Here is a 20,262-nt window from a genome sequence, read left to right as displayed (position 1 = left end):
TCTTAGAACGCCGTACGCTCTATCAGTATTAAAGACAACGCAAGAACGGTTTAAGTTCCCCTTGTCTATAGTTTCAATTTGCGCCCAATTAATTTACTTTTCAACCCCTAATTTGTAATCAATTTGAAATAAAATTCCACGAGGGTTTAAGTCTCTAAATGACTCGGGCATAAGAGTCTTACAATCAGTTTTGAGTGCTCATTTTGATGTTAATTTTTGCATCAACTATGTTTTTTTGGGTTTTTTGATAAGAAGTGGTCGTCTTGCCTAATACACAAGTCGAACTCGCGGGTGTTTTTGTAAGGGAGTTTCATAAAACCTGCAACGCCCACACCCTCTATACTCATTGCGTATTGCATGATTTCATTGAGTAATTCGCTGAATTTCGACTCCTGCGTGGCATCCAGCAGGCGATAATAATGGTGGATCTTTAGACGTTGTGACAAAGATTCAAAAATAATGCACCCAGTGTGATGAATTTTATTTAACTCGAATACGCATTGGATGATTTTTTTTGGAAGTTGTAATTGTTCGTCTGGATCTTTGCCATCTTCGAAATAGGAATGCGGTCGTAACGTTTCGGTGCTCGGGATGTCAATAATGTCATAACTTAACTGTGGCAAGTCTTCAAATACATATGCCCCCGTGGCATCGCGCTCAACTTGTATAGTCTGCCTAGCGTCAAACAAGCAACATTTAAATAAACCTTTTTGTTCAATGCCTTGCGCCAACTTTACAGTGTTATCAACGGCGTCTTGAAAGGCCAATTGGAGTGATTCATCATAAAGGATTAAACTGGACTCAACGAACAAGTTATCTTGTTTCCAATGAAAACTCAGGCCACCAACCACGGGGTATTTGGCTAACCGGCTAATGGAAGCTAGAAATGCTTTTTCTGTGTCACCGGTATCAAATAAGAATTCCCTGTAATAACGCTCCAATTGCGCGTCATTTACATCAACTAAGCGATGCTCGCTGTCTGCTTGTCGAAGGAATTGTTTGCGCGAGCTGTATACAACAGTGTCTGGCAAAGTGTGTGCGTGAGAACTCCAAAATGGGATCAGAGACTTTGTTGCTTCACGCTGTAATTCAGGGATGTATGCTTTAGCCATTGCCGGCATATTGCGCATAAAATAATCGCCTGCTTTATCTCTTATGTCTTTGTCTTTAGACAACATACCGTCAATAACTCGGGCGAATTCCGCCGGTAGGCCCAAAGAGCTTGCCGGGATAACTTGTGCGCCAAACCGGCAGGACTGTGCAGACGCTAAAGCATACAGCGTTGATGCCACGCCTTGTTCATCAAATCTCGGTGACGATTTTTCACCCGACATTTGTTCGTCACCTATAAAATACACATCGCCCATACGCGCATTGGTATTGGTGATATCAGAAGACATCAAGTCCATAACATTCGCGCCAACAGGGTTTCTTCGAGCGTCGAGTTGTGCGTAAACGGAACTTCCCCAGTCCACCAACGACAAATTGCGACTCACTGGATCCCATACAAGATTCGACGGTTTTATATCGCCATGAACCACCGGAGTCGGTGTTATACCATTGCGATGCTCTCGCAGAACGAGTAGCAATGTGTGAAGCTGTAACGCTAGCGCCAATACCTGCTTAGGTTGAATTTTCCCTTGTCGCAGTGAGAAATACTCCAGATCATGGCCTTTAGAGCGGGCCATCATCAAGATCCCTTGCTTTTTAATACGTTCAAACGCGAAGTACTTCGGGATCATCGGATGATTAAAGCGCGACAACATATAGGCTTCATCTTCTAAGCGGTCGCGCACTGACTGAGCTAAGGTTATCCGCGAGAATTTAAACACCCACTGTTGGTATTCGTCATCTATACCTGCAAACACAAACCCAAACGCACCGGAACCAATGAGCTCAACATCACGATAGCCAAGCATGGTCAGTTGCTTTATACAGATATTTAACCATTGCTTGTGCTTTTTCGCATCACGGTGTGAGAGCAAATAGATGGATTGCTCTTCATTGATGTAAAAATTGGTGATTGGCCTTCGTGCCACGGAAACCTCTGATATACCTAACTCTCTGCGCAGTTTACGCTTTTTTTGTTAATCCTGAAATAATAGGAAACAAAATAGACTCAGTGTTTGCTTGTTCAGTGAGCACCTATACAGTATGATTTTTTACATAAATTTAATAAATCAACGAAATGGAGTTCTCATGAAGAAAATCCTACTAGGCGCAGTCGCAATAGGTGCTATCGCAGCTGGCCTTTATTATCAGCAGAGCAATACGAGTGTTGCACACATTAAAATGGCTGAACTCGATTATGTCCCAGCCGATACATTATTTTTTGCCTCGCAATTAACGCCGTTTCCGTACGAAAAATACAGTGCGTTATTGCCACAACTTAGCTCCGCTGAAGAGTTAGGCTCGCAATACGAAGAGATTAAAAAAGCATTTGAAGGGCAAGGAAATGCTAATCCAAGCGCTGCGTTTATGTTGTCACTTTTAGCGAAATATGAACAAGCGACATTAAAACAACAAGGTGCTGAAGTATGGGGCTTGGGCAATGAGCTACGATACTTAACTTATGCGATTGGGTTAATGCCCGTTGTAAAATTGGAGCTTGCAAATCCACAAACATTCATCGACACCGTCAAAGCCTCTGCAGATGAATCAGGGATAAGTTACAGCGACGAAAGTTTGAATAATGTTGCCTACACTCGCGTTAAAATGCCAATTGATGAAACAAACTCAATTGATTTAGTTGTCGCTAAGCAAGGCAATTGGTTAACGCTCACGCTTGATACGGCATTATTGACCAATCAAGATGACCTAGCGATTGCTCTTGGCACTAAAAAGCCAGCAACTGCGCTTTCTGCGACGACACGTTTACAAGATTACACTAACAAATACGAATGGGACGGCAGCTCAGTTAACTTTATTGATAACACTGCGCTTGTATCAGCCTTGGTCAATGATAAGCCATCTCGTTTATCACAAATGATCGATACAATTCTATCTACGAGTGGTAATCCAGATGCCTTAGCGATGATCCGCACACCAGGCTGTAAAGCGGATTTACCGCAAATTGCAGCTAAATTTCCAGCCATTGTATCGGGTACTAAGAAATTAGAAGTCACGGACACGTTCGCGAATATCGACGCTGACCTAGTATTGGAGAGCACCGATGCTGATTTACTCGGTGCCATGGCCTCAATTCGTGGCTTTATCCCTTCACACGTTACGCAATCAGAATCGGCAATGCTGAGCGTTGGTTACGGTATCGACGTAAGCAAAGTAGCAGCGTTCACGAATACCATTTGGCAGTCTTTTACCAAAGCCGAGTTCCAGTGTGAACCATTGATAATGGCACAGCAGCAAGCGAAACAGGCTAACCCCATGGCCATTGCTATGGCAACTGGCATGTTCTCTGGTATTAAAGGCTTCAGTGTTAGCATTAATGATATGAACCTAGATTTGAGTAACCCCGATATGCCTGACCTAAAGGAATTTAACGGCATTGTAACGCTCAGTGCAGACGATCCAATGACGCTGATTAACACAGCCAAGAGCTTCGCTCCTGAGTTAGCGCAAATTGAAATCCCAGATGATGGCACGGCTGTTTCTATCTCTGAATTAGCACAAGGCATGGAATTACCTATCGATGCTAAATTAGCTGTAAACGGTAATCACATCACTTTATACAGTGGTGATAGTGCCGCTAAAACAGCTCAAGCATTAAAAACCGAAGCCCTTGTCGCAAATGGTTTAGTGGGTGTGTCTGTGCAACTTGAACCGTTTATGAAATTGTTGGTTCAAGCGTCTGAGGCATCAGGTGAAGAATTACCGCCTGAATTCAAAGCATTGGCAGAGCAAAATATTAGCAGCTCTGTAACTACAGATATTAATAAACACGGCTTGCAATTGAGTTCGTCATCACATATCCGTAAAAACTAATAAAAAAGGGCGGTTACCATAACCGCCCTTTTTAATCTCTATCGCGTCTATTTAAAGACGAATACCACCATCAATTTCTACTACACGACCCGTGAAGAAGTCGTTTTCAAAAATGTACTTAGCAGTATGTGCAATTTCTTCTGCTTCACCTAAACGACCCACAGGTTTCATTTGCACAAGGCGTTCTTTTGCTTCAGGCTTCATCGCGTCGGTCATTTTGGTGCGGATCACACCCGGTGCAATTGCACCCACACGAATACCGAATCGGCCAAGCTCTTTCGCCCAGCTCGTTGTCATCGCAACAACACCTGATTTCGCCGCAGAATAGTTTGTTTGCCCCATGTTACCGGCACGCGCAACACTACTCATGTTGATGATCACACCACCCTCGCCGCCTTCAACCATGTGCACAGCCGCTTCGCGGCCACAAAGGAAAACGCCCGTTAGGTTTACATCAATAACAGATTGGAATTGTGACAATGACATTTTATCAATCACTTTGCCTTCTTTAGCCTTGATGAAAAGGCCATCACGCAAAATACCGGCGTTGTTGATTAAGCCGTGAATTGCACCGAATTCTTCTGCAATAGCTGCGAAAGTTGATTCTACTTCTTGTTCTACACTGACGTTAGCAACATAGCCACGAACCTTGGCATCTTTGTTGATGTTTTCAGCTTTCAATTGCGCCACCGCTTCATCGAGCAATGCGCTGTCCATATCAATTAACGCGAGTTGCGCACCATGTTGTGCTGTCATTGTCGCCATTGCAAGACCCAAGCCTTGCGCGCCGCCGGTAACCACGATGGTTTTGTTCATTAAATCCATAGTTACTTCTTCTCAAATAAAGTGAAAATAGAACTGAAATCTTGTTTGCCTGCACCTTGGTTTTGCAGCAGGGTGTAAAGGTTCTTGCTCAGCGCACCAAGTGGGGTCGCTGAACCAGAATGTTGCGCTGCTTCCATGGCTAAACCTAAATCCTTAGCCATTAAATCAACCATAAAGCCTGGCTCGTAGTTGTTACTTGAAGGCACTGAATCAATCACACCCGGACATGGGTTATATAATTCCAACGTCCAGTTTCGACCAGAGCTACTGAGCATAATATCCGATAGCACTTTAGGGTCTAAACCATGGTTAATACCCATTTGAATTGCTTCACTGGTGCCAGCCATGAGAATGCTCAGAAGCATGTTGTTGCAGATTTTAGCTACTTGGCCCGCGCCCATCGCACCGGCATGAAAGATGTTCTTGCCCATATTCTCAAGAATCGGTTTAACCGCTTCAAAATGGGCATCATCGCCGCCAACAATGAATGTGAGTGTGCCGGCTGCTGCACCTGCTACACCACCTGATACTGGGGCATCAACAAATGAGATACCTTTGCTCTCGAGCGTTTCACCGACGTGCTTTGCGCTTGCTGCATCTATGGTTGAACAATCAATAACAAGGGTATCCTGACTTAAGCACTCAATCAGGCCATTTTCACCTAAATACAGCTGTTGTACGTGTTTTGCCGCAGGCAGCATGCTAATCACGAATTGCGCATCAACCGTTACATCAACCGCGTTTTTACATGCAGTCGCGCCCTCTTCCGCCAACTGACTTACCACGTGTTGGTTTAGGTCAAATACCTGAACATCATGCCCTGCTTTGATCAGGTTGCGCGCCATCGGTGCGCCCATATTACCTAATCCAATAAATCCAATCTTCGCCATAATTGACTCCTAAACTAAGGTTTCGAGTGGGTTTTCTTCCCACTGAGGCGCAAAAAATTGCTCGATGACTTCCTGCGGTACGCTGTCCAATTTTGGATATTGCCACTTGGGTGTCATGTCTTTGTCGATTAACAACGCACGCACACCCTCTTGGAATTCACCTACTTCACAGCAATGCACAGACATACCCAATTCCATCTTGAAACAGGCTTTAAGGGATAGCCCTTGCGCACGTTTTAACTGTTCAAACACAAGGTGGGCACTCAATGGGCAGCCGTTTTTAAGCGTTTTAATCGCCCGCCCAAGCCACTTATCTTCGGTATCTATTCCACTGAGATAATTAACTTTTTCAGCTAGGGTTTGGTAATCGCCAAGCTTTGCGATGACTGCTTGATGTTTACGTAGCCCGCCTTTTTCCATAGCACGAGAGTCGTTATCGAATTTTTTCAATATTTGCGTGAGTTTGTCATGATTCAGAGCCGCTACTTTGCCCCAACTCTGCGTACCTAAGGTCTCAAGTAATGAGTCAAAACGGTCACTGTCGATGCTATGATCGGCCAGCGCCGCATAGCGAGCATCGTCGGCGTTCATGATTGCGCCTGTAAGGCCAAGGAATAAACCAACATTTTCAGGAGATTTCTGCAAGAAGTAGCTACCACCTACATCGGGATACAGACCGATGGTGATTTCCGGCATAGCTAACTTTGAGTTTTCGGTAACCACGCGGTGACTTGCACCGGCCATAAGCCCCATGCCGCCGCCCATGATAAAGCCATCACCCCAAACGATGATGGGCTTGTCATAGCAATGAATAGCATAATCTAGTCGGTACTCTTCACTAAAGAAGGTTTTGCCATAGTCTTTTGGCTCGCCCGTGGCCATTGCTTTGTGCAGCGATACCACATCACCACCAGCACAAAAAGCCTTGTCACCAGAGCCTTTGATAATGACTAATGCCAACTCTTCATCTTCGGCCCAATGTTTGAGTTGTTTATCTAACAACCGAATCATGTTTAGGTTAAGTGCGTTGAGTGCTTTTGGCACATTCAAGGTCACCAATCCGATTTTGGCGCCGTTAGTACACTGGGCTAACTCAAACACCACCTCTGCATCATTACTGTTTAGAGGGATTATTGATTCCATTAGCCATTCACCCAATTTGCTTTGCGTTTTTCTAAAAACGCATTCACACCTTCTTTTTGGTCTGCGGTATCAAATAATTTAACGAATAGCTCACGCTCAAGTGGCAACGCGCTAGTGATATCGCCATGACGACCTTTTTGAATTAGCTCTTTACAGAAGCTGACAGCAACAGGGCTTTGCTCGCCCACTTGCTCTGCTAGCGCTAATGCCTTATCTAGTGCGGCACCTGTTTCGACAACTTCTTCAACTAAACCAATTTCAAGCGCTTTGTCTGCTTTTAGACGTTCACCACACAAGATCATACGTTTCGCCCAGCCTTCACCGACCAACCAAGACAGGTTCTGTGTGCCACCAGCACACGGTAATAGGCCAACTTTGGCTTCTGGTAACGCCATTTGAGCTTGCTCTTCAGCAATACGGATGTCACACGCAAGTGCCACTTCAAGACCACCGCCCATGGCAAAGCCATTAATGGCAGCGATAGATACACCGCGGAAGTTCGACAATGCTTCGAATGCCGCACCGAATACTTGTGACATTTGCGCCGCAACGCCTTTATCACCGCCGGCAAAAATATTTAAGTCAGCACCCGCAGAGAAGAACTTCTCGCCTTCACCAGTAATAACCAGTGCAAAGATGTTTTTATCAGCATTTAATTCACAAATGATGTTCGTCAAACTTAACAGTGTCTGCTCAGTCCACGTGTTTGCAGGTGGGTTACTCATCGTTAATACAGCGGTGTGACCTTGCATTTGTACTTTTATTTGTGCGCTCATGGTCCCTCCTAAAGAATTTCGTTAACTTCGTCTGCCAAGATACGACGCGCTACGATCAAGCGCATTATTTCGTTCGTACCTTCAAGAATTTGGTGTACACGAACATCACGCAGATGACGCTCAAGTGGGTATTCCTTGATGTAGCCGTAACCACCATGGATTTGCAGTGCGTCATCACAAACTTTTACACCCACGTCCGTGGCAAAGCGTTTTGCCATAGCGCAGTAAGCGGTCTTTTCACTGTCACCTGAGTCTAGTTTAAAGGCTGCCAAACGTACCATTTGGCGCGCTGCAACAAGTTCAGTATTCATGTCGGCTAGTTTAAATTGTAGTGCTTGGAATGCGGCAAGTGGTTTGCCAAATTGCTCACGCTCTTTTAGGTATGCTTTAGCCGTATTAAGCGCTTGTTGCGCAGTACCAATTGAACAAGTTGCAATATTGATGCGACCGCCATCGAGTCCTTGCATCGCAAACTTAAAGCCTTCGCCTTCATTACCGAGTAGATGGTCCGCTGGAATACGTACGTTTTCAAAAGTCACAAGGCGTGTTGGTTGCGCATTCCAACCCATTTTCTCTTCCGCTTTACCGTAAATGATCCCTTGCGCGTCAGCAGGTACTACAAATGCACTAATGCCCTTTGGACCGTCTTGACCTGTGCGTGCCATGACCACAAGCACATCGGTGCTGCCCGCACCCGAGATAAACATTTTAGAACCTGTGATCAGGTAGTCATCACCGTCACGAACAGCTTTGGTTTTAAGTGACGCGGCATCTGAACCACTGCCTGGCTCTGTTAAGCAATATGACGCAAGCTTTTCACCTGTAACCAGCTCCGGACAGTAGATATCTTTTGCTGTTTGCGTACCGAAGCTCGCCACCATCCACGTCGCCATGTTGTGAATCGTCAACATAGCCGTCGTCGCCGTACAGCCTTTAGCTAGCTGTTCAAAAATGATGCTTGAATCTAAACGAGACAGGCCTAAACCGCCCGCTTCTTCTGGTGTATACAAGGCACAAAAGCCGAGCTCACCCGCTTTTTGAATCGTTTCTTTAGGGAAAATGTGCTCTTGGTCCCATTTTGCAGCAAATGGTGCCATCTCTTGAGCCGCAAAGCGCTCTGCCATATCGGCAAAGGCAAGTTGGTCTTCTGATAAATTAAAATCCATAACTTTCTCTCTTGTACTGCAGTTATCAGTGGGTGCCATACGTCACCCACTGCAAGAATTAAATTACTTAAGGTGAATACTCATGTTTGGACCACTTACTACGTCGTCTTCAAACCAACGTGCTGTAATTGTTTTGGTCTCTGTATAGAAACGCACACCTTGTTTACCGTATGTGTGTTGATCACCGTAGAAAGAGCCTTTCCAACCTGTGAACGAGAAGAACGGCAATGGCACGGGAATTGGCACGTTAATACCGACCTGGCCTACTTCGATGTGGTGTTGGAACTTACGCGCCGCGGCACCACTGGCAGTAAAGATGGACGTGCCGTTACCGTACGGGTTGTCATTAATAAGTGCGATTGCCTCGTCTAGCGTATCAACGAACACACAGCAAAGTACTGGACCGAAGATTTCTTCGCGGTAAATCGCCATGTCTTTGGTCACGTTAGTGAATAGCGTTGGGCCAACCCAGTTACCATTTTCATAACCTTCAACAGTGCAATCAGAGCCATCGAGTAAACACTCTGCACCTTCTGCCTTACCTTGAGCGATAAGAGAAAGAATGCGCTCTTTCGCTGCCACTGTCGTTTGTGGGCCGTAAGCAGAATCAGCTTTATCCCACGGGCCTGGTTTAACAACACTCAGTGCTTCTTTAAGCTCGCCCACCCACTGCTGCGCGCTGCCCACGAATACCGCTACCGAGATACCCATACAACGTTGACCTGCAGCACCAACAGAAGAACCTACTAGGTTGTTGATTACGTTTTGCTTGTTGGCGTCAGGCATTACCACTAAGTGGTTCTTTGCACCCACGCAACATTGCACGCGTTTTAAATTCGCTGTGCCCTTGTCATAGATGTATTGACCCACGCCACATGAACCGACGAATGAAATAGCGCGTACGTCTTCGCTTTCAAGAATTTGGTCAACTTGGCCTTTAGTACCATGTACAACTTGAAGTACGCCTTTAGGTGCACCGGCTTCTTCAAACAGTTCGACCAAACGCATTGGCGTTAGAGGGTCTTGCTCTGACGGCTTAAGTACGAAGGTGTTACCGCACACAATCGCCAATGGGAACATCCACAATGGGATCATTGCAGGAAAGTTAAATGGTGTTACACCAGCACACACACCTAACGGTTGAATTAGTGAGTATGTATCAATGTTACGAGCCACGTTTGATACGGTTTCACCCATCATATTAGATGGAGCATTCGCTGCTTGTTCAACAACTTCGATACCACGCCATACATCGCCTTTAGCATCTTCAAACGTTTTACCTAGCTCATGACAGATAATCGTAGCTAACTCGTCATGATGGTCTTTTAGCAACTGTGCGTAACGCATCATAATTCGAGCGCGCTCACTGACTGGCACTTCCTTCCACGTTTGAAATGCTTCTTTGGCAGACGCAATCGCTTCTGATACTTCATTTTCTGTTGCCATTGGCACTTGTGCCAATACTTCTTGGTTAGCCGGATTAACTACGTCTAACCACTGTGATGATTCTGATTGGCGCATTTCGCCGCCGATATATAATGGTACCTTATGCATATTGCATGTCCCCCAGATAAGAAAAGCGCCCAGTCATTATTGTTATGCGGGCGCTTAAGATAATTAAAGTGCTTCGACTGCAAGCGCTACGGCTTCACCACCACCGATACACAGTGATGCGATACCGCGCTGTTTGCCTTGATTACGAAGCGCATGAATAAGTGTCGTTAAAATACGAGCACCACTTGCACCAATTGGGTGGCCTAGTGCACATGCACCGCCATTGACGTTTACCTTGTCTTTATTTAAGCCCATTTCATTAATAGCTAACATGGTAACCATGGCGAATGCTTCGTTGATTTCCCATAAATCAACATCGTTTTTATCCCAGTCCAACTTGCTTAATAACTTCTCCATCGCACCAACGGGTGCAATAGTGAATTCAGCTGGAAGGCGTGAATGCGTGCTATGACCGCTGATCTTGGCGATTGGCGTCATACCTTGTTTTTGTGCTTCTGCGTAGCTCATTACGACTAAAGCTGCGGCACCATCTGAGATAGATGAAGAGTTTGCCGCTGTGATAGTACCGTCTTTTTTGAACGCTGGGCGCAGTGAAGGAATTTTGTCTGGACGCGCGTTGCCTGGCTGCTCGTCAGTATCAACAACTGAATCACCTTTACGTGTGCTGATAGTATGTGCCACCACTTCGTTGGCGAACGCACCTGAAGAAATTGCCTTGTTGGCCTTTTCTAATGACGAAACCGCAAATTCATCCATTTGCTCACGAGTAATTTCATATTGGTCTGCGGTAGCTTGCGCAAAACAACCCATTGCCAAGTTATCATACGCATCTTCAAGACCGTCCATCATCATATGGTCTTTCACTTCGCCGTGACCCATACGCATACCGCCGCGAGCTTTAGGTAATACATAAGGTGAGTTAGTCATGCTTTCCATACCACCGGCAACTACACTATTTACGCTTCCCGCTTTGATGAGGTCATGCGCTAGCATCACAGCTTTCAAACCTGAACCACATACCTTATTGATGGTTGTAGCACCTGTGTGCTTATCCATACCTGCTTTTAGCATTGCTTGGCGTGCAGGTGCTTGACCTAAACCTGCTGGCAATACACAGCCCATGATTACTTCATCGATTTCAGACGGGTTGATGTTGATGCTTTCTAGTGCGCCTTTAATGGCTGTTGCACCTAACTCTGTGGCACTCGCACCACTTAAAGCCCCCATGAAACCGCCCATAGCGGTACGTTTGGCACTAACAATAACAATATCGTTGTCGTTTAGCTGTGAGCTCATATTTCTTTCTCCATAATCAGTTTCACTTGAGCATACATAAAATTTACGTTTACGCCAACGTCAATTAGATGAACCGAAATGATGGCAAATTAGTCACTGTAAACATATCTGACCAACCTGTTTACCAAACTAACAGTTCCTATCAGTCGCGACGAACCCCACTATTTACGCGCTATTAGCCTATAAATACTATAGATAATTAGTTATATAAGAGATTCGAATTCCAGCTTTACCTTTACGTAAACTTCACTTATATTGGTGTTAATATTTTGTAGTAGATAAGACTAAATAATGATGACCGAGCAAAGCCAACAGGAACAGACTTTCTCCATCAGCGACTTGGCGAAAGAATTTGATATTACCACCCGAAGTATTCGTTTTTACGAAGACCAAGGGCTTATCACCCCACGTCGCAATGGCCAGACACGTATTTATTCTAAGCGCGATAAAGTACGTTTGAAACTTATCTTACGTGGTAAACGTTTAGGATTTTCACTTGCTGAAACAGGACGCTTGTTTGAGCTTTACGACGCTGACAAATCCAGTGCCAAGCAGCTGGCCACCATGTTAGATCTTATCGAAGAAAAGAAAGAGCACTTAATACAACAGATGGACGACATCAAAGTGGTATTAATGGAATTAGTTACGGCTGAAAAACGCTGCCGCGAAACACTCTCACATTTACAACAGGATTAATCACTATGAGTACTATCTCGCTTTATAAAGAACTCAACTTCGGCTTAGGTGAAACAGCCGACATGATCCGCTCACACGTCAATAGCTTTGCTAGTGCTGAAATCGCGCCGCTAGCTGAGAAAACAGACGTAGAAAACCAATTTCCAAACGAATTGTGGCCGCAACTAGGTGAAATGGGTTTACTGGGTATGACAGTAGACGAGCAATACGGTGGTGCTGGTCTTGGTTATCTTGAGCACGTGATTGCAATGGAAGAAATCAGCCGCGCGAGTGCGTCAATTGGCTTAAGCTACGGTGCGCACTCTAATCTGTGTGTTAACCAAATTTTCCGAAATGGTAACGAAGAACAAAAACAAAAGTATCTACCAAAACTAGTCAGTGGTGAACACATAGGTGCCCTAGCGATGAGCGAGCCAGGTGCAGGTTCTGACGTTGTATCTATGCGCCTGAAAGCTGAAAAGAAAGGCGATCACTATATTCTTAACGGTAATAAAATGTGGATCACCAATGGTCCAGATGCACACACCTACGTTATCTATGCAAAAACAGATGCTAACGCAGGTCCTAAAGGCATTACCGCTTTCATCGTTGAACGCGACACACCGGGATTCACGCAAGCGCAAAAGCTAGACAAACTTGGAATGCGCGGCTCTAACACATGTGAGTTGGTATTTGAAAACTGTGCGGTACCTGAAGAAAACATCTTAGGTAACCTCAATGAAGGCGTAAAAGTCCTTATGAGCGGCTTAGATTATGAGCGCGTAGTACTTGCCGGTGGCCCTCTGGGGATTATGCAAGCGTGTATGGATGTGGTTGTGCCTTACATTCACGAGCGCAAACAGTTTGATACGCCAATCGGCCAATTCCAGCTTATCCAAGGCAAAGTGGCTGACATGTATACGCAGATGAACGCTGCGCGTTCGTACGTATACACAGTTGCACGTGCATGTGATCGCGGCGAAACCACCCGTAAAGACGCTGCTGGAGTAATTCTTTATGCGGCCGAACTCGCCACTAAAATGGCACTGGATGCAATTCAAATCCTAGGCGGTAACGGTTACATCAATGAGTACTCAACAGGTCGTCTTCTTCGTGATGCCAAGTTATATGAAATTGGTGCAGGTACCTCTGAGATTCGCCGTATGTTAATTGGCCGTGAGCTATTCACTGAAAGCCGATAAGGTGCATTATGACCATATTAACTTCAGCAATTAACCCAAAGGATCCGCAATTTCTCACCAACGATGAGTCAATGCGCGCCCTAGTAAAAGATTTACACGACAAAGCTGCCACCTTGCGTGGCGGCGGTGGCCCAAAATATGTTGAACGCCATCAGAGTCGTGGAAAATTATTCGTACGTGACCGAATTGAGCACCTGCTAGACGAAGGGTCACCTTTTCTAGAGATTGGTCAGTTCGCAGCGTTTGGTGTGTATGAGCAGGATATCCCGTGTGCCGGTGTTGTTGCAGGAATCGGCCGAGTTCAGGGCGTTGAATGCATGATTGTGGGTAATGATGCGACCGTTAAAGGCGGTACTTACTTCCCACTCACTGTTAAAAAGCATTTACGCGCTCAAGAAATCGCAGAGCGCTGTCATCTGCCTTGTATTTACCTTGTAGACTCAGGCGGCGCTAACTTACCAGAGCAAGATGAAGTATTTCCAGACAAGCTGCATTTTGGTCGTATTTTCTTTAACCAAGCACGCATGTCAGCGAAAGGCATTCCCCAAATTGCAGTGGTAATGGGCTTGTGTACCGCTGGCGGTGCTTATGTCCCTGCTATGGCAGATGAGAGCATCATCGTAAAAGAGCAAGGCACGATTTTCTTAGCCGGTCCTCCGCTTGTAAAAGCGGCAACAGGTGAAGAAGTGAGCGCCGAAGATTTAGGTGGTGCGGACGTACACTGTAAAGTATCTGGTGTCGCCGACCACTACGCTGATAACGACGAGCATGCGCTGTCTATTGCCCGTCAATGCATCGCCCGTATTAATCATGTTCGCCCAGTTGCGCCTGTATTAGAGCCCGTTAAGCCGCCACGTTACGATATCCATGAACTCTATGGCATCGTCGGTAGTGACCTCAAAAAGAGCTTCGATGTGCGCGAAGTGATAGCCCGTATCGTTGATGATTCGTCATTTGATGAGTTTAAACGTTACTTTGGCGAAACTTTAGTTACAGGATTTGCCCATATTTATGGACACCCTGTGGGCATTGTTGCTAACAACGGTGTGTTATTCAGCGAATCAGCACAAAAAGGCGCGCATTTCATTCAACTGTGTGCGAAACGCAATATACCTTTAGTCTTTTTGCAAAATATTACTGGCTTTATGGTCGGTCAAAAATACGAAGCCGAAGGGATTGCAAAACACGGGGCAAAAATGGTGACTGCCGTGTCGTGTGCCGAAGTCCCTAAGTTTACCATTTTGATTGGTGGTTCTTATGGTGCAGGTAACTATGGTATGTGTGGCCGTGCCTATGACCCAACTATGATGTGGATGTGGCCAAACGCACGTATCTCGGTAATGGGCGGCGAACAGGCTGCTGGTGTATTGGCACAGGTCAAACAAGATGGTCTTGCCCGTACCGGTGAGTCGATGAATGATGAACAATTAGCGGCATTTAAGAAACCGATTGTTGAGCAATATGAGCGTCAGGGTCACCCTTACTATGCCAGTGCGCGCTTATGGGACGATGGCATCATCGATCCAGCGGATACTCGTTCAGTACTTGGCCTAGCGCTTGAAGCTGCTGCCAATGCACCTCAAAAAGACACCGAGTTCGGTGTGTTCAGAATGTAGAGGTGCGCGATGTCAGTTACTCTTAATATCAGCAAAAGTCGAATTGCGACACTTACCTTGCAACGTGTTGAAAAACACAACGCCTTCGATGACGCGTTGATCAGTGAAATGATCCGTTTAATTGAACATGCAAGTACTCTAGATATACGCGCACTAGTGCTTAACAGCGAGGGCAAGCATTTCTCAGCGGGCGCTGACTTGAACTGGATGAAATCCATGAAAGACAACAGCTTCGATGACAATGTTGCCGATTCACTGGAACTGGCCAAACTCATGCATGTGCTTCACACCTGCCCGCACCCAACTATTTGCTTAGTGCAAGGTGCCGCGTTTGGTGGCGCATTGGGTCTAATAGCGGCATGTGATATTGCCCTAGCTAATCCAACCGCAAAGTTTTGTTTGTCTGAAGTTAAATTGGGTTTAATTCCAGCTGTGATCAGCCCCTACGTAATTAAAGCCATCGGTGAGCGCAACGCCCGTCGTTACTTTCTCACTGCAGAGGTGTTCGACGCAAACAAGGCCGCAGATATGGGTCTAGTCCATGAAGTCTGTGAAGACCTACAAGCCGAATGCGACAAATTCCTCGACATAATCACTGACAATGGCCCAATGGCTGTTAAAGCGGCGAAGAGCTTAATTAATGATGTCGCAGGCAAAGAGATTGATGCCCAGCTACGTCATTTGACCGCAGAGCGCATCGCGGCCATTCGTGTGAGCGATGAAGGCCAAACTGGCTTGAACGCATTTTTCAACAAAGAAGCGCCTGCTTGGCAACAACAAGGATAAACCATGCTTAGACGAATTTTGATAGCTAACCGCGGTGAGATTGCTTGTCGTGTTATCCGCAGTGCCAAGGCACTGGGCATGCATACCATTGCTGTTTACTCAGACGCAGACGCTAACGCCCAACACGTAAAAATGGCTGACAGCGCTTACCATATTGGCCCAGCGCCGAGTAAATCGTCCTATTTGGATATGGACAAGCTGTTTGCTGTGGCAGAAAAGTCAGGTGCAGACTGTATCCACCCAGGCTACGGTTTCTTATCTGAAAACGAAGCATTTGCAGCTTTATGCGAAGACAAAGGCATTACGTTTATTGGTCCTTACGCAAAAAGTATCGAGGCTATGGGTTCAAAGACCCGCGCTAAAGAGATAATGGCCGATGCCAATGTACCACTCGTGCCTGGTTACTATGGTGATAAGCAAGACCCCACTTTCCTGTCAGATGAAGCAGATAAGATCGGTTACCCAGTGCTTATCAAAGCAGCCTATGGCGGTGGCGGGAAAGGCATGCGCGTAGTGCGTGAACCTAAAGACTTTATGAGCGCGCTCGAAGGCGCAAAACGCGAAGCGATTAGTAGCTTTGGTAACGACCTAGTACTCATTGAACGCTACGTCGATAATCCGCGTCATGTGGAAGTGCAAGTTTTTGCCGATAAGCACGGTAACTGTGTTTATCTTGGCGATCGCGACTGTTCATTACAACGTCGTCACCAAAAAGTCATTGAAGAAGCCCCTGCCCCAGGTCTAAGCGATACAATGCGCAAAGCCATGGGTGAAGCGGCAGTTCGCTGTGCCAAAGCCATCGATTATGTCGGCGCGGGTACAGTTGAATTTCTCCTATGCGGTGAAGAATTCTTCTTTATGGAGATGAACACACGATTGCAAGTAGAGCATCCCGTGACTGAAATGGTAACGGGTGTCGACCTCGTTAAATGGCAAATCGCCGTTGCTTCGGGTGCTCAACTGCCGCTTACTCAAGAGCAAGTGGTCATCAGCGGGCACAGCTTTGAAGCCCGTTTGTACGCAGAAGACCCAAGCGAGCAATTCATGCCAAGTAGCGGCACCCTCACTCATTTGAGCTTCCCCACAGCAAGCGACAATGTGCGCATCGATACAGGTGTCACCAGTGGCGACGAAATAAGCTCATTCTATGACCCTATGGTGGCCAAGCTAATCGTTAAAGGCGATGACCGTACTGCGGCACTTTCACTGCTAGAGCGTTCATTGCATGAAACCTATGTCGGTGGTGTAAAAGCGAACATAGGATTCCTTATCGCTCTTTGTCAGGCGCAGCCTTTACAAGATGCGACGATGGACACCCACTTTATCGACAATAATTGCGACGAGCTAACAAAAGAGCCAGCGCCTGACTATCGCAGTATGGCGATGGCCGCCTGGGTGTATTATTGCCACTTACAGGCTAAAGATAAAAAGCAACACTCGCCGTGGACACAACTTTCAGGCTTTAAGCTTAATTCGGTCAATGAAATCAAAGTACCACTGGCTGATCACACTGTTGTTCTACACGCCAATACAAATGGCTTGAAGCTCGACATAGACGGCGACTCTTACTCGTTGGCCGGTGAGCAACTAGATAACAATCGCTACATTGCAGTGGTCAATGGCGAGCGTTTGCGTGCTGATGCGACCATAGATGATGAAATCCTTACGGTGTTATTAGATGGCCTCCAGTACGCATTCACATTGACCTCAAAGCACTATATTGGTGCTGAGCAAGCAGGCAGTGATGCCCTCTCCGCGCCAATGAATGGCACGGTTGTGAAACACCTACTTAAAGTCGGCAGCTCAGTCAAACAAGGTGATGCCATTGTCGTTATGGAAGCAATGAAGATGGAATACACATTAAACGCACCATTTGACGGCGTGTTGAGCAGCTATTGCTATGGTGAAGGTGAGCTTGTAAGCCATGGAGCCTTACTGGCTGTCGTCGAGGAGCAAAGTTAATGGCTGTGCCTACGACTTTCCCAAATAGTGTGCGTATCGTCGAAGTGGGAGCACGGGACGGCTTACAAAACGAAAAGAGTGTCACCACTGAAGATAAGGTGACACTCGTAAACGACCTTATTGATGCAGGGCTTAAACATATCGAAGGCGGCGCTTTTGTGTCACCTAAATGGGTGCCACAAATGGCAGACTCGAGCGACGTGTTTGCAGCAGTCAAACGTTCCGATGAGGTGTTATTCAGCGCACTAACGCCCAACCTAAAAGGTGCTGAGCTGGCCTTGAATGCCAACGTTGGTGAATTTGCAATTTTTACAGCAGCGAGTGAAGCCTTTACGCAAAAGAATATCAATTGCTCTATCGAACAGAGCATTGAACGTTTTCGTCCTGTTGTTGAGCTTGCAAACCAACACGGCATCAAAGTACGTGGCTATGTCAGTTGCGTACTAGGTTGCCCGTATCAAGGTGCAGTGTCGCCAGAGCAAGTGCTTGATGTGTGTAAACAATTATTGGCTCTTGGCTGCTATGAAGTGAGCCTTGGCGACACCATAGGTGTGGGTACGGCCAATGAAGTTGAAGCATTACTGAGTTTGTTGCTTGAGCACATAGATGCACACCAGCTTGCTGTTCATTTCCATGATACCTATGGCCAAGCGATTAGTAATATCTACGCAGCATTAAAAATGGGTATAAGCACTGTCGATAGCGCAGTCGCAGGACTCGGCGGATGCCCCTATGCCAAGGGAGCGTCAGGAAATGTTGCCACTGAAGATGTTGTCTATCTTTTGCAAAAGCTTGGCATCGACACTGGAATTGATTTAAAAACACTGGCCCGCGCTGGCGAGAGAATTTGTAACGCGCTGGGTAAAAAGCCTCAGAGCAAAGTTGCCAATGCCATATTGGCCAGTGAAGAATAAGAACCCAAGGAGTGCTTAGACATGTCCGGATTTAATAAAGTAGTGAATAGTTACGCCGAAGCCATGGCTGGATTAAAAGATGGTGACACCATCATCGCTGGTGGCTTTGGTTTATGTGGTATCCCAGAGGGTTTAATCGCAGAAATTAAACGTATGGGCACCACAGATTTAACGGTTGTTTCAAACAACTGTGGCGTTGATGATTTTGGTTTAGGTATCCTATTACAAGACAAGCAGATCAAAAAAATCATCGCATCATATGTGGGTGAAAACGCGTTGTTTGAAAAGCAAATGCTCGACGGTGAATTGGAAGTTGAATTAACTCCTCAAGGTACCTTGGCTGAAAAAATGCGTGCTGGCGGTGCGGGTATTCCAGCGTTTTACACCGCAACAGGATACGGCACTCCCGTAGCTGAAGGTAAAGAAGTGAAAGAATTCGACGGGCGTCCATATATCCTCGAAGAGTCGATTACCGGAGAGTTCGCGATCGTAAAGGCATGGAAAGCTGATCGCTACGGCAATTTAGTGTTCCGACACACCGCAATGAACTTCAACCCCATGGCAGCAACTGCTGGCAAAATCACCGTTGCTGAAGTGGAAGAAATTGTAGAGCCGGGTGAATTAGAGCCTAGCCAAATTCATACTCCAGGAATTTATGTTAACCGTGTGATCAAAGGCAACTTTGAAAAACGTATTGAACGCGTAACGACGCGCCAAGCTTAAGGAGAGTGATCATGTCATTAAATCGCGAACAAATCGCTCAGCGCGTAGCAAAAGAATTGCAAGACGGCTATTACGTTAATCTGGGTATTGGTATTCCAACATTGGTTGCTAACTATGTACCACAGGGTATTGAAGTGATGTTGCAATCTGAAAACGGCTTATTGGGAATGGGTCCATACCCTACAGAAGATGAGCTTGATGCCGATATGATTAATGCGGGTAAAGAAACCGTTACAGCTGCACAAGGTGCCGCTATATTTAATAGTGCCGATAGCTTTGCCATGATACGTGGAGGTCATGTAGACTTGACCGTCTTAGGTGCATTTGAAGTTGATCAGCACGGCAATATCGCGTCGTGGATGATCCCGAAAAAGTTAATCAAAGGCATGGGTGGCGCGATGGACCTTGTGGCAGGAGCCAAAAACATCATCGTAACCATGACTCATGCTAGTAAACATGGCGATTCAAAGTTACTTGAACAATGCGAGTTACCACTTACTGGTGTAAATTGCGTCAAAAAAATCGTAACTGATTTAGCTGTGTTAGAAGTCAAAGACGGCGCTTTTCATTTGCTAGAGCGCGCTCCGGGTGTTAGTGTTGATGAAATAATCAGCAAAACAGCGGGTAAACTCATCGTCGAAGGCGATGTTCCAGAAATGAGCTTTGACTAAGGGTAAACCTCAATAGGTGCCCACATGTACCGTCCTCATTCCCAGTGCTAGTTGGCACTGTGTTACCCAAAACCCCTCTTTTGAGGGGTTTTTTTTATGCCTTATTGTTACTTCAAACATCCGCGCCTTCGTTGTATTTTCGCTATAAACATTTCGTTAC

Annotated in this window: 17 protein-coding genes; 9 read left to right on the top strand and 8 right to left on the bottom strand. The window is 46.0% G+C overall.

Annotation, left to right across the window (positions count from 1 at the left end):
• Positions 1–221: 221 nt before the first annotated feature.
• Positions 222–2,039, bottom strand: a complete 1,818-nt coding sequence (locus tag ACH19P_RS09730; RefSeq protein ID WP_462158378.1) for a protein kinase domain-containing protein — start codon at positions 2,037–2,039, stop codon at positions 222–224.
• Between the two features lie 160 nt (positions 2,040–2,199).
• Here ACH19P_RS09730 and ACH19P_RS09725 point away from each other — a divergent pair, with 160 nt between their 5' ends.
• Entirely contained in the window at positions 2,200–3,942 is a 1,743-nt protein-coding gene (locus tag ACH19P_RS09725) for a hypothetical protein (RefSeq protein WP_462158377.1), read from the top strand.
• 51 nt (positions 3,943–3,993) lie between these two features.
• Here the strand turns inward: ACH19P_RS09725 and ACH19P_RS09720 are convergent, their stop codons facing one another.
• From ACH19P_RS09720 to ACH19P_RS09690, 7 genes are all read right to left on the bottom strand, one after another.
• A complete protein-coding gene (locus tag ACH19P_RS09720; protein ID WP_462158376.1) occupies positions 3,994–4,767 on the bottom strand; it encodes an SDR family oxidoreductase in 774 nt (257 codons plus the stop codon).
• A 2-nt stretch (positions 4,768–4,769) separates the two neighbouring features.
• Positions 4,770–5,657 (bottom strand): 3-hydroxyisobutyrate dehydrogenase, encoded by an 888-nt coding sequence (mmsB, locus tag ACH19P_RS09715; protein ID WP_462158375.1) that lies wholly within the window; start codon positions 5,655–5,657, stop codon positions 4,770–4,772.
• A gap of 9 nt (positions 5,658–5,666) precedes the next feature.
• Positions 5,667–6,800, bottom strand: coding sequence for an enoyl-CoA hydratase/isomerase family protein (locus ACH19P_RS09710; RefSeq protein WP_462158374.1), 1,134 nt, complete (start codon positions 6,798–6,800; stop codon positions 5,667–5,669).
• Positions 6,800–7,576: an enoyl-CoA hydratase gene (locus ACH19P_RS09705; protein ID WP_462158373.1), complete on the bottom strand. Its 777-nt coding sequence runs from the start codon at positions 7,574–7,576 to the stop codon at positions 6,800–6,802. Before ACH19P_RS09705 ends, ACH19P_RS09710 begins: the two co-directional genes overlap by 1 nt.
• Before the next feature lie 8 nt (positions 7,577–7,584).
• Positions 7,585–8,742, bottom strand: a complete 1,158-nt coding sequence (locus ACH19P_RS09700; protein WP_347392313.1) for an acyl-CoA dehydrogenase family protein — start codon at positions 8,740–8,742, stop codon at positions 7,585–7,587.
• A gap of 63 nt (positions 8,743–8,805) precedes the next feature.
• Positions 8,806–10,296, bottom strand: coding sequence for a CoA-acylating methylmalonate-semialdehyde dehydrogenase (locus ACH19P_RS09695; RefSeq protein WP_462158372.1), 1,491 nt, complete (start codon positions 10,294–10,296; stop codon positions 8,806–8,808).
• Positions 10,297–10,359: 63 nt separating this feature from the next.
• A complete protein-coding gene (locus tag ACH19P_RS09690; protein ID WP_462158371.1) occupies positions 10,360–11,553 on the bottom strand; it encodes a thiolase family protein in 1,194 nt (397 codons plus the stop codon).
• 291 nt (positions 11,554–11,844) lie between these two features.
• Between ACH19P_RS09690 and ACH19P_RS09685 the strand changes: the two genes are divergently transcribed.
• The 8 genes from ACH19P_RS09685 to ACH19P_RS09650 are packed head-to-tail and all read left to right on the top strand — an operon-like array spanning position 11,845 to position 20,102.
• Entirely contained in the window at positions 11,845–12,249 is a 405-nt protein-coding gene (locus ACH19P_RS09685) for a MerR family transcriptional regulator (protein ID WP_347389383.1), read from the top strand.
• Between the two features lie 5 nt (positions 12,250–12,254).
• The gene (locus ACH19P_RS09680) at positions 12,255–13,430 is read left to right on the top strand and encodes an isovaleryl-CoA dehydrogenase (protein WP_347389384.1); all 1,176 of its coding nucleotides are present in this window, start codon (positions 12,255–12,257) and stop codon (positions 13,428–13,430) included.
• Positions 13,431–13,438: 8 nt separating this feature from the next.
• Entirely contained in the window at positions 13,439–15,046 is a 1,608-nt protein-coding gene (locus ACH19P_RS09675) for a carboxyl transferase domain-containing protein (RefSeq protein ID WP_347389385.1), read from the top strand.
• 9 nt (positions 15,047–15,055) lie between these two features.
• The gene (locus ACH19P_RS09670) at positions 15,056–15,832 is read left to right on the top strand and encodes an enoyl-CoA hydratase-related protein (RefSeq protein ID WP_462158370.1); all 777 of its coding nucleotides are present in this window, start codon (positions 15,056–15,058) and stop codon (positions 15,830–15,832) included.
• A 3-nt stretch (positions 15,833–15,835) separates the two neighbouring features.
• On the top strand, positions 15,836–17,794 hold the full coding sequence (locus ACH19P_RS09665; protein WP_462158369.1) for an acetyl/propionyl/methylcrotonyl-CoA carboxylase subunit alpha: 1,959 nt from the start codon (positions 15,836–15,838) through the stop codon (positions 17,792–17,794).
• Positions 17,794–18,708 (top strand): hydroxymethylglutaryl-CoA lyase, encoded by a 915-nt coding sequence (locus ACH19P_RS09660; protein WP_462158368.1) that lies wholly within the window; start codon positions 17,794–17,796, stop codon positions 18,706–18,708. The genes ACH19P_RS09665 and ACH19P_RS09660 overlap by 1 nt, the downstream gene beginning before the upstream one ends.
• Before the next feature lie 21 nt (positions 18,709–18,729).
• Entirely contained in the window at positions 18,730–19,431 is a 702-nt protein-coding gene (locus ACH19P_RS09655) for a CoA transferase subunit A (RefSeq protein ID WP_347389389.1), read from the top strand.
• A gap of 11 nt (positions 19,432–19,442) precedes the next feature.
• A complete protein-coding gene (locus ACH19P_RS09650; protein WP_347389390.1) occupies positions 19,443–20,102 on the top strand; it encodes a CoA transferase subunit B in 660 nt (219 codons plus the stop codon).
• The last annotated feature ends 160 nt before the right edge of the window (positions 20,103–20,262 follow it).

Source organism: Pseudoalteromonas sp. GB56 (genome assembly GCF_054923835.1).
Note: the sequence above shows the minus strand (reverse complement) of the source record. Positions and strands in the feature narration are given on the sequence as shown.